Raw genomic sequence first — 14,346 nt, 5'->3', positions numbered from 1 at the left:
ATTAGCATGAGTTACCGGGAATTGATCGCCGAGCTGGATCGCGAGCACGCGGAAGCGCTGTCGGATGCGTTGCTCGATGTGGGCGCGCTGTCGGTCTCCGTCGAGGACGCCGACGCCGACACGCCTGACGAGCAACCGCTTTTCGGTGAACCCGGCCTCACGCCGGAGAAGAGCGCGTGGAAGCGTTCGCGCGTGGTCGCGCTGCTCGCCGACGACGCCGATCCCGCCGTGCTTCTCGCGGCCGCCGCGAATGAGATCGGTCTTGCCGACACGCCCGCCTATTCCCTGCGCGAAGTCGCAGAGCAGGATTGGGTGCGGCTCACGCAAGCGCAGTTCGATCCGATTCATATCGGCGAGCGTATCTGGGTCGTGCCTTCGTGGCATGACGCGCCCGACCCGGACGCGCTCGTGCTCGAACTCGATCCGGGCCTCGCGTTCGGTACGGGCAGCCATCCGACCACGCGGCTCTGCATGGAGTGGCTGGAGCAGTCGGTGAAACCCGGACAGTCGTTGCTCGATTACGGTTGCGGGTCGGGCATCCTCGCGATCCTCGCGAAGAAGTGTGGCGCACAGCCGGTATATGGCATCGACATCGACCCGCAGGCGGTGGAATCCGCGCGTCAGAATAGCGAACGCAATCACGCCGACGTCATCTACGGTCTGCCCGACGAATGTCCTGCCGGCGAGTTCGATATCGTCGTTGCCAACATTCTGTCCAATCCGCTCAAGCTGATGGCGTCGATGCTTGCCTCGAAGGTGAAAGCGGGCGGCCGTATCGCGTTGTCGGGCATTCTCGCGCGACAGGCCGACGAGGTCGCGGCGGTCTACGCGCAGTGGATCGACATCGCTGTCTGGCGCGAGCACGAAGGCTGGGTGTGCCTCGCCGGAACTCGGCGCGAAAGCCTTTAGAATAACGCCATCGTCCACGACTAGGCCGCGAGGCCAATGGCACTCTCCTATGGCGCTGGCAACCCGCTGCCCACACTGCGAAACCGTCTTCAGGCTGGACCCGCATCTGCTCGCGCCGCATGACGGCCGCGTGCGTTGCGGCCATTGTCAGGAAGTCTTCGACGCCGCGCATCATCGCTTCGAGCTTCCGGAAGAGCACGCCGCGCCGCACGAGGCGCAACATGCGGCGATCATCGACGATGAAGTCGCCGTCGGTCCTGCAAGCTTTGCATCCGATGCGAATGGCGATGCATCGGCGAATTCGGTGGCAGCGGAATCTCCGGGTGTTACGGCGCCGGCAACGCCGAAGATAGCGAAGGAAGTAGAGAAGCCGGCGACGCCGAGTCCGGCAGCGCCTGCCGCTGTAAAGCCTTCGACGCCTCCCGCCGCCAAGCCGATCACGCGAAAGACACCTGCGCCGGTTCCAAGCGGACCGTCTGCATCTGCGCCTCGACCGCTCGATCTCGGCGCGAATAATCCGCCCGCGCCGCCCGCGCCGCTTGTGCCTTTGGCGCCTGAAGAGGACAGCGACCGCACCCTCTACGCGAATACGCCTGCATCCGCGCAACCAGCGCAGAACCATCCCGCGAAGCAGTTCGTTCGTGTCGATGCACCGCCAGCCGATCACGTCACTCCGGCCGCACAATCTCCAACGCGCCCTGTCCCTCCGCCCGAGACACCCGCCGCACGCTTCGTTCCGCCGGACGATCGCGCGGAGCCATTCATCGGCCCGACGCCGACCGCGGCCGAACCGCCGCGTCCCGCACCGGAGCCCGCGCCCGCCGCCGACTGGGGCAAGGACCCCGAGCCGGCCTTCGGCGCAAAGTCACCGCGCCCGCCGGGCGCCGCGCACGCGGCCAGCGCCAACGAAGCGTTCCCGGTCATCCGCGAATCGCGCGATGCACTCGGTCCGCTCGATCCGCCCGATCCCGAATGGACGCGTCCGCGCACGGGCTGGCGCGCGGCGGGCATCGTGCTCTCGGTGCTGCTCGTGCTGACGCTGATCGGCCAGATATTGTGGTGGCAACGCGAATCCGTCATGGTCTACGTTCCCGGCACGCATTCGCTCTACGCGGATATCTGCTATCAGCTCGGCTGCACCATCGCGCCGCCGCGCTATATCGACGGGCTGCAGATCGAGAGCTCCGGGCTGCGTCAGGTCGACGGTCCGCACAAGCTCGAACTGAAGCTGTCGCTGCGCAATCGGTCGGATGTGTCGCTGGCTTATCCTGCGCTCGAACTCACCCTGCTCGACGACAAGAGCAACGTCGCCGTGCGCCGCGTGCTGTGGCCGCAGGATTACGCCCGACCGGGTACGATATTCCCCATCGGCCTTCCGCCGCAAAGCGCGCAGCCGGTCGTCGTGAGGCTGGATACGGGCGATGCGGTCGCCGCGAACTACAGGGTTCAGGTTTTCTATCCATGATGCGTGCCCGCGCGGCCGCACGAACCCTGTCCATTCTGACGCGCGCGTTAACATCGAAGATGAACGAACGCGCGCGCTTTCCCGTCAGCATCTGACACATTCTCTGGAGCGCAACATGAGTCAAGTTACCCTCGGCGGCAATCCTATCGACGTACGTGGCACGTTTCCGAGCGCCGGCCAGCAGGCGGCCGATTTCACGCTCGTCGGCGCCGATCTCGGCGACGTCAAGCTGGCGAAATTCGCGGGCAAGCGCAAAGTGCTGAACATTGTGCCGAGTCTCGACACGCCGACCTGCGCGACCTCGACGCGCAAGTTCAACGAAGCCGCCGCCGGCCTCGACAACACGGTCGTGGTGGTCGTCTCGGGCGATCTGCCGTTCGCCGCCAAGCGCTTCTGCACGACCGAAGGCATCGAAAACGTGGTGACGGCATCGACGTTTCGCGGTCACGAATTCGCGGAAGCTTATGGCGTGGACGTCACGAGCGGACCACTCAAGGGCCTGACGGCACGCGCCGTCGTCGTGCTGGACGCAGACAACAAGGTGCTGCATTCGGAACTCGTGCCGGAAATCAAGCAGGAGCCGAATTACGACGCCGCGCTTGCTTCGCTCAAGTAAGGTCGACGGCATGCCGGACCGCCGCGGCGGTTCGGCGGTCCGCATACGGGACGCGGTGGACGCTCGTAAGGGTTTCACCGCCGCGCGCCGTATGCGCACCCTCTTCCTCGGCACCTAAACTTAAAGGACGTTCGCCTTGGCTACGCTTATCTGCGGCTCGCTCGCCTACGACAACATCATGACTTTCCAGGGCCGCTTCGGCGACCACATCCTGCCGGACCAGGTGCACATGCTGAACATCAGCTTCCTGGTGCCGACGATGCGGCGCAACTTCGGCGGCTGCGCGGGCAACATCGCCTACGCGCTCAAGCTACTCGGCGGCGATCCCAAGATCATGGCGACACTGGGCGCGGCGGATGCTCAGTTGTATATCGACCGGCTCGACGCGCTCGGTATCTCGAAAGAGTACGTGCGCGTCTTGCCGGACCAGCACTCGGCGCAATGCTTCATCACGACCGACCTGGCGAACAATCAGATCACCGCGTTCCACCCCGGCGCGATGATGGAGTCGCACCTGAACCGCGCCGACGAAGCGAAGAACATCTCGCTTGGCATCGTGGCTCCGGATGGCGCCGACGGCATGCGCGAGCACGCGGCGCAATTCGCGTCGGCGGGCGTGCCGTTCGTGTTCGATCCGGGTCAGGGTCTGCCGATCTTGGAAGGTGTCGAGCTTTGTCGCATGATTGAACTTGCCACTTACGTGGCGGTCAACGATTACGAAGCCAAGTTGTTGAGCAACAAGACCGGATGGTCGATCGAAGACATCATGAGCCGCGTCGATGCGCTCATCATCACGCGCGGCGAGCATGGCGCGCAGATCTATCACGAGGACGGCGTGCTCGAAGTGCCCGCCGTGAAAGCGCGGCAAGTCGTCGATCCCACTGGCTGCGGCGACGCGTTCCGCGGCGGCCTGCTGTACGGTATCGAAAACAAGCTTGGTTGGGAAAAGACGGGCCGTCTTGCAAGTCTGATGGGCGCATTGAAGATCGAACATCAGGGTCCGCAAACTTATGAAGCCGGCACGTGCCGAAATTGAAGAGCGTTACAAGCAGGCTTTCGGAAGCAGCCTGTCGTGATTGAGTGGAGTAATGGAATGAAAACGATAAGTCGTATCGCGCTTGCAGTAGCGCTCGTCGGCTCGGTGGCGCTCACGGGCTGCGCCTACAACAGCAGTTCGCCGGACGTGTACACGGCTTCGCAGGCGCAACGTGAAGAGACGGTGCGCATGGCGACCGTCGAAAGCGTGCGGGGCGTGAAGATCAGCTCGAACAACGGTCAACCGACCGGTCTCGGCACCATAGGTGGCGGCGCGCTCGGCGGCGTGGCCGCAGCCAGCGTCATTGGCGGCGGCAACGGGTCGATCATCGCGGGCATCATCGGCGGTCTGGCGGGCGCGGTCGCGGGTAACGCGGTCGAGAACAACGTCGCCATGAAGAACGGCCTGGAGATCACCGTGCGTCTCGATAACGGCGACATGCGCGCCATCACGCAAACCTCGAACGGAGAAGTGTTCCAGGCAGGCGAGCGAGTTCGCCTGCTGTCGAGTGGCGGCGTCACACGCGTCACGCACTAAGGTATTCAGCGGAGGATTAGCCCTCGCGTGGGCTCGTCAGATCGAGCGCACGCAGGTCTTTCGCGTTCCGAACGAAGCGCATGTATCGAAAGATGCATGCGCTTTTTCTTTGGCTCACGAAAACGCGGCGAAGCCCAAAGTCATGCGAACGGAAAAACCCGCCGCCAGGTTTCCCTGAGCAGCGGGTTTGAGGCCGGGTAGGCCTACCCGGTCGAAAGGCACATCGGTGTGTGCCGTGGTCCTGCCAACTACGAACGTAAAGACTTACGGACGGCTGCCCGTCGGGAACGGCCATGCTGCCGCCGGATTCAACGCCGTCTTGACTGCGGCGGCCGGAGCCGGAGCAGGCGTCGATACGGTCGTTGCCGTCGTTGCAGGAGCGGCAGCCGTAGTCTTCTTCGCAGCAGCGGCCTTTTTGGCCGGAGCTTTCTTGGCTGCGGGAGCCTTCTTCGCTGCGGGAGCAGCGGAAGCAGGAGCGGCAGCGGGGGCAGGCGCGGCGGCGGGAGCAGGGGCAGCAGCGGTTTTGGCGGGAGCCTTTTTTGCGGCAGCCTTCTTTGCAGGAGCCTTTTTCGCGGCAGCCTTTTTCGCGGCAGCCTTCTTCGCGGGGGCCTTCTTCGCCGCAGCCTTCTTAGCAGGCGCCTTCTTGGCAGCAGCCTTCTTCGCTGCGGCCTTCTTCGCAGGCGCCTTCTTCGCGGCTACTTTCTTGGTGGCTACCTTCTTCGCTGCAGCCTTCTTGGCGGGCGCCTTCTTGGCAGCAACCTTCTTCGTTGCGACCTTCTTCGACGCTACCTTCTTTGCTGCCGCCTTCTTGGCCGGAGCCTTCTTCGCTGCAACCTTCTTCGCCGCGACCTTCTTTACCGCGACTTTCTTGGCTGCTACCTTCTTCGTGGCGACCTTCTTGGCTGCTACTTTCTTCGCCGGGGCGGCCTTCTTTGCGGTGACTTTCTTTGCTGCAACCTTCTTGGCTGCGGGTTTTTTCTTGGCAACTGCCATGGTTTTTCTCCTTCAGGTTTTCAGATGAGAGTCAGTTCAAACTACACCCTTCGTCAAAACCCGCTTCCCACGCGTCGCTTCTCAAGGCGCACGCTACGAAGCGGATTATTCATCGGCGTACGCTGATCCCACCTGCTTACGCTAATGAATACGGCAAGGCGCGCCGTGCCCTTTGGCACCGCGCGCCAGATAGTGTCAGCACCGCTGATACGCGGCGCCGGCCATCGCTTGATCGAGCCAGCGAGCTTGCCGCTGGCGTTTTCCGGGGGGAAGTTTGCCCATCCCATTGAAGGGATCGCAAAAGGCCTGTCTTCTATCGCAGCCGTGTACGAGCACGGGCTAGCTAAGTCACAAGGCGCACTCTGCATCAGGCGACCGTTCTCCTAAACCTTGTGGGCCGAGCGCGCGTGAGTGTCACGCCGCTGCCCGGCCGTCCCATCGATTTCGTCTGCAACACGTCCTGGGCTTGTTGTTATTCCCAGGTCAGCGCGCCGCCGGTTTGATACTCAATCACGCGTGTCTCGAAGAAGTTGCGTTCCTTCTTCAAGTCGATCATTTCGCTCATCCACGGGAACGGGTTTTCCTCGTTCGGGTAGAGCGGGTCAAGCCCGATCTGCTGGCAACGCCGGTTGCAGATAAAGCGCAGGTAGCTCTTGAACATCGACGCGTTCAGGCCGAGCACCCCGCGCGGCATGGTGTCTTCAGCGTAGCGATATTCAAGTTCGACCGCCTCCTTGAAGAGCTCGCGGATCTCGGCCTTGAAGTCGGCGGTCCACAATTGCGGCTCTTCGAGCTTGATCTGGTTGATGAGGTCGATGCCGAAATTGCAGTGCATCGATTCATCGCGGAGGATGTACTGATACTGCTCGGCAGCCCCCGTCATCTTGTTCTGGCGACCCAGCGCCAGGATTTGCGTGAAGCCTACATAGAAGAACAGCCCTTCCATGATGCAGGCAAACACGATCAACGACTTCAGCAATTTCTGGTCCGCTTCCAGCGTGCCCGTGGTGAAGGCCGGGTCCGTCAACGTCTGGATGAACGGAATCAGGAACTCGTCCTTCGCGCGGATGGAAGCGACTTCGTGATAGGCGTTGAAGATTTCGCTTTCATCGAGCCCGAGCGATTCGACGATGTACTGATACGCGTGCGTATGGATGGCTTCTTCGAACGCCTGGCGCAGCAAGAACTGGCGGCACTCGGGAGCGGTGATGTGACGGTACGTACCGAGCACGATGTTGTTCGCGGCGAGCGAGTCTGCCGTGACGAAGAAGCCCAGGTTGCGCTTGACGATGCGGCGCTCGTCGTCCGAAAGACCATTCGGGTCTTTCCACAGGGCGATGTCGCGCGACATGTTCACTTCCTGCGGCATCCAATGGTTCGCGCAACCCGCGAGGTACTTTTCCCACGCCCACTTGTACTTGAACGGCACCAACTGATTGACGTCGGTCTTGCCGTTGATGATGCGTTTGTCCGCGACGTTGACGCGCGCTTCGCTTTGCGCGGCGATGACGCCAGCGGAAGGAGTCGCGGCTGCGGGCGGAACGAAGCCATCGGAGAAGATGTTGTTCGCTTGCGCGATCTGATGAGCAGCTTGATGAGCTTGGGCAGCACGATGATCGACATGCGCTGTACCTTGCGTACCGAAAGTCGTGCCTTGAGCGTTCTGCAACGGGTTCTGTTGCGAAGCGCTCGAGGGAGCTACGGCAGTGGTCTCGTCATCCCAGTTGAGCATAAATTCTCACCATCAATTTAGTTCGGTTTGTACCATCTTTCCATGAGCATTAAAAGAGTTTGCTCATGGAAATTCTCGTTTTCACGCGTTTTAGTTTCGGCGTTGCTTCCTGCATACAACATTTGGTTCATCACATCGTGTGTGAAGCGTCATGCAAGATCGGTGGAAGCGTGTGTGAAGCGGTCCTGATCGAGTGTGTTCGATGACACCGGCGAGTGCTTCGACCGTGTTCTCTCGAAGCTCTGAGAGCGTTGCCGCATAAGGCTTTGCGGCTGACGATCAAATCATGTCGCGTGACTTCGCGCTTGCTCGATGACTCTCTTCGCGATAGATGCCGCGTAGCGCTGACGTTCTTGCTTGCGATGTTCGAGCGATGCAATGTCGAGCGATGTCACAAGACTCAAGCGCTTGGATGATTCGTGGTGTCGATACGTCATCTCTGCATGCTCTTCGCCGTGCTTTGCCGTGGTCTCGCGAGACGCGGATGCATGAGCTCGACGAGTGACTCGATGCAAGGGTTCGAAGCCTGTTCATTCATGCACCGAAGGCTGTTTTCGACCTCTCGGCAAAGCGCTCCGATGCGTCGAAACCGTTGCCGAAGTCTAGCATTTGGCGCATCCAATTTCCACTAGATATTGTGTCTTGCGTTCCCGGCAAATACAACCTATAGCGCTTGACGCACAGCCTCAGCGGCCTCGCAGCGGATCGAGCAGAGAGCGCAAATTGTTATGGTCGATCTCATGCATGAGCGCAAGCAGGCGACCCAGCTTGCCCTCTGGAAAACCCTCACGCGCGAACCACGCGAGATAGTGAGCGGGCAAGTCGGCGATGAGCCGGTCCTTGTACTTGCCGTAGGGCATCGTCTGCGTGACGAGTCGTTGCAGGTCTTGCGGGTCCATCGCTTCTTCACTCCTCTTCCATGTTCATCGCGGCGCGTTGCGAGTTTCGTACTCGTCGGCTGCTCCATATCGGTGCCATAATCGCCGCTCTCGCTGCCTCGTGTCGAACGCGATTCTCCATGCCGATCGCCAAAGCTCTCATCGCCCCTCTCATCGTCGCGTGCGCGATGTTCATGGAAAGCGTCGATGCCAATGTCATCGTCACTGCGATTCCCGAAATGGCGCGTGCCTTCGGGCGCGATCCCGTCACGCTGAAGATTGCCGTCACGAGTTATGTGCTCGGCCTCGGCGTCTTCATACCGATCTGCGGCTGGGTCGCCGACCGCTTCGGCGCACGCACCGTGTTTCGTGCGGCCATCGGCGTGTTCGTGGTCGGCTCTATCCTATGCGCGGCGTCCACCTCGCTCGGACCATTCACGGTGGCGCGCTTCATCCAAGGCGTCGGCGGCGCGATGATGGTGCCGGTCGGGCGCATCATCATCTTCCGCTCGGTGCGGCGCGCGGACTTCATTCGCGCGATGAACTATCTCTCGCTGCCCGCAATGCTCGGACCCGCCGTGGGGCCGCTGCTCGGCGGTTTCATCACGACCTATCTGCACTGGCGGCTGATCTTCTTCATCAACATTCCGATCGGCATTCTCGGTATCTATCTGACCAACCGCTACATCGCGGATTCGCGCGAGGAGCATCCGGGCAGGCTCGACTGGTTCGGCTTCTTTCTCTCGGCGGGCGCGGGCGTGCTGCTGCTGCTCGGCTTGTCGCTCGTAGGCGGCGAGCTCGTGTCGCCAACCGTGGCCGTTGCGATGTGCGTCGTCGGCGCGCTCATGGTCTCGTTCTACATCATGCATGCGGCGCGCGTCGAACGGCCGCTGCTCGATCTGCGCTTCTTCAAAGTGCCGACGTTTCAGGCGAGCGTGATCGGCGGATCGCTCTTTCGCATCGGGCTTGGCGCGGTGCCGTTTCTGCTGCCGCTCGCGTTGCAGGAAGGGCTCGGCATGACGGCCTTCAAGTCCGGCGCGATCACCTGCGCTTCGGCTTTCGGCGGCATGTTCATGCGCTCGCTGGCGTCGCGCGTGTTGCGGCGCTTCGGCTTTCGACGCACGCTCTTCTTCAACGCGGCGCTTTCCGGCATTGCCATCGCCGCCTGCGGGACCTTCTTTCCGGGCACGCCGACCTGGCTGATCTGGGCAGTCGTGCTGCTTGGCGGCTTCTTTCCCGCATTGCAGTTCACGAGCCTCAACTCGCTCGCTTATGCGGAGATCGAAACGCGCGATGTCGGACGCGCGACGAGTCTCGCGAGCTTCGTGCAGCAGGTATCGCTCGGGCTGGGTGTGACGATCGCCGGCGTGACGCTCGAGTTCTCGCAGTATCTGAACGGACATTCGGCTGTGCAGTGGTCGGATTTTTGGCCCGCGTTTTTCGTCGTCGGAATGTTTTCGTTCTTGTCGATGCCGATAACCGCGCGATTGCCGCTCGATGCCGGATCGGAGATTTCGCGAGGAACGCGAGGTTGATGAAAGCCTGAAGCGCCACGTTGCAAAGCCGCGAAGCAAACAGAACGATCGAACCAAAACGAAACCGGGCCGGCACCGCGCGCTTCCTTCAACGAAGCACGCAATGCCGGCCCGGCGTGAAACATAAAGCCCTACCTGATCGAACCGCCAGCAACTAGCTTACTGACAAGCTTCGCACTCGTCGAAGCCGGGGTCGCCGGGACGCATCATGCAGACGGGACCATCGGCTTCCTGAGCCGCTTCAACCGGCACGGCAGCAGCCACCACCGCCGCAGCGTTGAATCCGCCCGCCGCCGCACCGCCAACCGCGCCGCCGTTGAATCCGTCCGCACCACCGGCGCCAGCGGCACCGCTACCGCCATCGCCTGAAGGAACCGCGTTGAGCGCGCCGTGCGCCACCGTCGACTTCTCGACGTGCGTCGCCGCCATCGTGCGGAGATAGTAGGTGGTCTTGAGGCCGCGCAGCCATGCGAGCTTGTAGACCTCGTCCAGCTTCTTGCCCGATGCGCCGCCCATGTAGATATTGAGCGACTGCGCCTGATCGATCCACTTCTGGCGACGCGCCGCCGCTTCCACCACCCACTTCGCGTCCAGCTCGAACGCGGTGGCGTAGATGGCGCGCAGATCGGCCGGAATGCGGTCGATGCGCGACAGCGTGCCGTCGAAGTACTTCAGGTCCGACACCATGACTTCGTCCCACAGGCCGCGCGCTTTCAGGTCGCGCACCAGGTAGTCGTTGACCACCGTGAACTCGCCCGACAAGTTCGACTTGACATACAGGTTCTGGAACGTCGGCTCGATACACGCCGACACGCCGATGATGTTCGAGATCGTCGCCGTCGGCGCAATCGCCACGCAATTCGAATTGCGCATGCCGTGCGTCGAGATGCGCGAACGCAGCACGGACCAGTCCATGGATTCGGACGTGTCGACTTCGACATAACCGCCACGCGCCTCGGCCAGCAACTGCAGCGTGTCCTGCGGGAGGATGCCGCGATCCCACAACGAGCCGCGATAGCTCGAGTAACGGCCGCGCTCTTCCGCCAGTTCCGTCGACGCGTAGTAAGCGTAGTAGCAGACGGCTTCCATCGAACGATCCGCGAACTCGACCGCTTCTTGCGACGCATACGGCGTGCGCAGCAGATGCAGGCAGTCCTGGAAGCCCATGATGCCCATGCCCACCGGACGATGCTTCAGGTTCGAGTTACGCGCCTTCGCCACCGCGTAGTAATTGATGTCGATGACGTTGTCGAGCATGCGCATCGCCACACTGATGGTGCGCTTGAGCTTCGCGTGATCCAGCGCGAGCGTGCCGTCCGCCTGTTTCGCCAGGTGCGCGACCAGGTTCACGGAACCCAGATTGCACACGGCGATTTCGTTGTCGCTCGTGTTCAGCGTGATTTCCGTGCACAGGTTCGACGAGTGCACGACGCCCACGTGCTGCTGCGGCGAGCGCACGTTGCACGGGTCCTTGAACGTGATCCACGGATGGCCGGTCTCGAACAGCATGCCGAGCATCTTGCGCCACAGTTGCGCCGCGGGCAGCTTCTTGAACAGCTTGATCTCGCCGCGCGCCGCTTTCTCTTCGTAAGCCGTGTAGGCCTTTTCGAAAGCCGCGCCGAACAGGTCGTGCAGGTCCGGGCAGGTAGCCGGCGAGAACAGCGTCCAGTCGCCGCCTTCGTGCACGCGCTTCATGAACAGGTCGGGAATCCAGTTCGCCGTGTTCATGTCGTGGGTGCGGCGACGGTCATCGCCCGTGTTCTTGCGCAGTTCCAGGAATTCCTCGATGTCCAGGTGCCACGTCTCCAGATACGCGCACACCGCGCCCTTGCGCTTGCCGCCCTGATTCACCGCGACGGCCGTATCGTTCACGACCTTCAGGAACGGCACGACGCCTTGCGACTTGCCGTTGGTGCCCTTGATGTGCGAGCCGAGCGCACGCACGCGCGTCCAGTCGTTGCCGAGCCCGCCCGCGAACTTCGAGAGCAGCGCGTTTTCCTTGAGCGCTTCGTAGATGCCGTCGAGGTCGTCGGCGACGGTCGTCAGATAGCACGACGAAAGCTGGGAACGGCGCGTGCCGGAGTTGAAGAGCGTGGGCGTGGACGACATGAAGTCGAACGACGACAGCACGTTGTAGAACTCGATGGCGCGCGCTTCGCGGTCGATCTCGTTGAGCGACAGACCCATTGCGACGCGCATGAAGAACGCTTGCGGCAGTTCGATACGCTTGCCTTCCGTGTGCAGGAAGTAGCGGTCGTACAGCGTCTGCAGGCCGAGATAGCCGAATTGCAGATCGCGGCTCGCGTCGAGCGCGGCGCCGAGACGCTTCAGGTCGAATTGCTGGAGCTTGTCGTCGAGCAGTTCGGCTTGCACGCCCTGCTTGATGAATTGCGGGAAGTATTCGGCGTAGCGCTCGCCCATTTCGGCTTGCGTCACTTCGCCTTCGAGAATTTCGCGGCGAATGGTGTGCAGCAGAATGCGCGCGGTGACCTGGCTGTACGCCGGGTCTTTTTCGATCATCGTGCGCGCGGCGAGGATGGCCGAGTCGTAGACCTGGCTCATCGGCACGCCGTCGTACAGGTTCTTCACCGTTTCGGCGACGATCGGGTCGGCGGAGACGGCATCGCCCAGATTGGCGCAGGCCGAGACGATCAGAGCCTTGAGCGCGTCCAGATCGAGCGGATGCGTGACGCCGTTGTCCACCACGTTGATGCCGCTCGCGTTCGCCCGGACTTCCGGCGCGTGCGCGCGCTCTTGCGTGCGCTTCTCGCGATACAGCACATAGGCACGCGCGACGTTGTGCTCGCCGCCGCGCATCAGCGCGAGTTCGACCTGATCCTGAATGTCTTCGATATGGAACGTGCCGCCATGCGGACGGCTGCGCACGAGCGCGCGCACGACGGCTTGCGTCAGTTGGTCGACGAGTTCGCGCACGCGAGCGGACGCCGCGCCCTGACCGCCGTTCACGGCGATGAACGCCTTCGTGACCGCGATGGCGATCTTCGACGGCTCGAACGACACCACGCTTCCGTTGCGGCGGATGACTTTGTAGTCCGCGTACGTCGTGTTCGGCGCGAGCGCTGGCGCGCCCGATGCATTGGCGCCGCCCTGCGGCCGCGCGGATGCGCCTTCGAAGGAAGTCGTGGCGTTCTCGGTGGTTTGCATGTGCAAAACTCCTGATGTTCGAATGGTGCGGATGGTCCGCGGATTTATCACTTATGCCGCGCGCGTTTGCCGTCGTCGTTGAACCGATGCGACACGCGCGATGTTTGGCGGTAAAGCCAGGCTGAATACAGCAGGCTCGGAACACGAATCGCGCAAAAAATAACGCCGATAACGGCCCGCATTGTTTCTGGCGTCTCATGCGATGCCCGCGTTGGCGCGCGGTGTCGGTCGACGCGATTTCACGTTTCAACTCGCGTTCCGACTCACGTTCCGACTCACGTTCACTTGCATGCCTTCTTCACGGTGCTTCTTGCTGGCGCTCGATACCCCCGATGCCCCATTCCTCGCAGATGGAAGCGTCGCGCGCACCGCCCCGGGCCAGCCAACTTCTCTTACGCCGGAAAGCCGACGGCGCCGGCTCATTAGAGCGGGCGCCGCCTCAACAACACAAGATATAGTGCAAAGTACGTCTTTCGGCACCAAGTATAGTGGACTTTCGCACAGTCTCAAAAAGTTTTATTTGCTCTGACCATGCGCTCACGGGGTTGACTTTTGCTGCGTCAAAGCACGGCAAGGGATCGGGCGTGAGCTTGCTGCGGCGCAGCGAGACGGAGCTTCCGCGAGGCGTTTATAACGAAGTCAAGATGTGTGGACAGGCGTGAATCGGGCGCGTGATTGCGCTATACGCGACCGCCGCACGAGCGGCGTGGCGACCTTTATCGAATGTGGAGCGTGCATGTCCGCTGAAACCCGTCCCAATCAACTGGTGCTGACCGTTGCGTGTCCGAGCGCGGCGGGGCAAGTCGCCGCCATCGTCGGCTTTCAGGCCGATTTGAGTCTTTGCGCGTGCGGGACGTTCACGCCGATGCCATCCTGGCGATGCAGGCGTTAGCAGTCGGCGAGAGTTTAGATGTATGAGACTGCGCTCGCCGCACTATAGACGCCGCAAACCGCATCTCACGTTCACGGTTGGCTAAGTAGCCGCCGCATGCGCTTAGTGCGTGTCAATGGAGGATGACCGTGCTTACCGCAGCACGGCCTTTGCGGGAACAGCGCGCCTTTGCGGTCTGCAAGACATCCTCGACGTGAGGCGGCGCATGTTCGTTTCGGCACCGAAGGCTCAACGCGCGTCGCGCCCTCGCGGGCTCGCGGCATGACGTCGCGCGTGTTCATCGCAACAAAAGCGCTGTCCCGCCACCACGATCGACTCGCTGCGTGGCGTATGCACGCCGCATTGCACGCAGCGGATGAGCGGATCGGTGAGCTGCGGAGTATCGCTCGCAGCGGCGCCGCCACGCGTGCGGCGCGCACCAGTGGCACCCGCAGCACCCGCAGCGCCCGATGAACCCGGCGCGCCGCTTCCCGCCGACGAACGCGCATCGGCTTGAGCGCGCTCGTTGGCGCGGCGCAGTTTCTTCAGGAGCCATTGGGTCACGAAGAAGAGCGCGATCAGAAGAATGAAGTTTCGCATCGACTTGAA

General features: G+C 62.2%; 10 protein-coding genes and 3 pseudogenes. 7 read left to right on the top strand and 6 right to left on the bottom strand.

Going from position 1 to position 14,346, the window contains the following annotated elements; translation table 11 throughout:
- Nucleotides 1-6: 6 nt before the first annotated feature.
- The 5 genes and pseudogenes from prmA to P9292_RS28825 all read left to right on the top strand — a co-directional run bounded on the left by prmA (nt 7) and on the right by P9292_RS28825 (nt 4,563).
- On the top strand, nt 7-909 hold the full coding sequence (prmA, locus tag P9292_RS28845; RefSeq protein WP_309962406.1) for a 50S ribosomal protein L11 methyltransferase: 903 nt from the start codon (nt 7-9) through the stop codon (nt 907-909).
- A 49-nt stretch (nt 910-958) separates the two neighbouring features.
- Complete coding sequence (locus tag P9292_RS28840; protein ID WP_250509490.1) at nt 959-2,374, top strand: DUF3426 domain-containing protein; 1,416 nt, start codon at nt 959-961, stop codon at nt 2,372-2,374.
- A gap of 115 nt (nt 2,375-2,489) precedes the next feature.
- Nucleotides 2,490-2,990, top strand: a complete 501-nt coding sequence (tpx, locus tag P9292_RS28835) for a thiol peroxidase (protein ID WP_309962403.1) — start codon at nt 2,490-2,492, stop codon at nt 2,988-2,990.
- A gap of 136 nt (nt 2,991-3,126) precedes the next feature.
- Nucleotides 3,127-4,066: pseudogene (locus P9292_RS28830) on the top strand (carbohydrate kinase family protein).
- Nucleotides 4,067-4,083: 17 nt separating this feature from the next.
- Nucleotides 4,084-4,563 (top strand): glycine zipper 2TM domain-containing protein, encoded by a 480-nt coding sequence (locus P9292_RS28825; protein ID WP_244826267.1) that lies wholly within the window; start codon nt 4,084-4,086, stop codon nt 4,561-4,563.
- Between the two features lie 264 nt (nt 4,564-4,827).
- On the opposite strand, the gene P9292_RS28820 is transcribed toward P9292_RS28825, so the two are convergent.
- The 4 genes and pseudogenes from P9292_RS28820 to P9292_RS28805 form a co-directional block, all read right to left on the bottom strand.
- Entirely contained in the window at nt 4,828-5,556 is a 729-nt protein-coding gene (locus P9292_RS28820; RefSeq protein ID WP_244826268.1) for a histone H1-like DNA-binding protein, read from the bottom strand.
- A 31-nt stretch (nt 5,557-5,587) separates the two neighbouring features.
- Nucleotides 5,588-5,924, bottom strand: a pseudogene (locus P9292_RS28815) (hypothetical protein).
- A gap of 104 nt (nt 5,925-6,028) precedes the next feature.
- Nucleotides 6,029-7,288 carry a ribonucleotide-diphosphate reductase subunit beta gene (locus P9292_RS28810; RefSeq protein WP_250465682.1) on the bottom strand — a complete coding sequence of 420 codons (1,260 nt, stop codon included), beginning with the start codon at nt 7,286-7,288 and terminating at the stop codon, nt 6,029-6,031.
- 686 nt (nt 7,289-7,974) lie between these two features.
- The gene (locus P9292_RS28805; protein ID WP_250465684.1) at nt 7,975-8,187 is read right to left on the bottom strand and encodes a DUF3820 family protein; all 213 of its coding nucleotides are present in this window, start codon (nt 8,185-8,187) and stop codon (nt 7,975-7,977) included.
- Nucleotides 8,188-8,306: 119 nt separating this feature from the next.
- On the opposite strand from P9292_RS28805, the gene P9292_RS28800 reads away from it, so the two are divergent.
- A complete protein-coding gene (locus tag P9292_RS28800; protein WP_309962400.1) occupies nt 8,307-9,701 on the top strand; it encodes an MFS transporter in 1,395 nt (464 codons plus the stop codon).
- 159 nt (nt 9,702-9,860) lie between these two features.
- Here P9292_RS28800 and P9292_RS28795 read toward each other — a convergent pair whose 3' ends face one another.
- Complete coding sequence (locus tag P9292_RS28795) at nt 9,861-12,866, bottom strand: ribonucleoside-diphosphate reductase subunit alpha (protein WP_309962398.1); 3,006 nt, start codon at nt 12,864-12,866, stop codon at nt 9,861-9,863.
- 736 nt (nt 12,867-13,602) lie between these two features.
- On the opposite strand from P9292_RS28795, the pseudogene P9292_RS28790 reads away from it, so the two are divergent.
- Nucleotides 13,603-13,689 (top strand): annotated as a pseudogene (locus tag P9292_RS28790) (formyltetrahydrofolate deformylase); the annotation flags it as partial.
- A gap of 297 nt (nt 13,690-13,986) precedes the next feature.
- Here the strand turns inward: P9292_RS28790 and P9292_RS28785 are convergent.
- Nucleotides 13,987-14,337, bottom strand: a complete 351-nt coding sequence (locus P9292_RS28785; RefSeq protein ID WP_309962396.1) for a PP0621 family protein — start codon at nt 14,335-14,337, stop codon at nt 13,987-13,989.
- Nucleotides 14,338-14,346 lie beyond the last annotated feature (9 nt).

Source organism: Caballeronia sp. LZ001 (genome assembly GCF_031450875.1).
Taxonomy (GTDB): Bacteria; Pseudomonadota; Gammaproteobacteria; order Burkholderiales; family Burkholderiaceae; genus Caballeronia.
The sequence above is the reverse complement of the archived record's forward strand: the minus strand, read 5'-3'. Positions and strand labels throughout refer to the sequence as shown.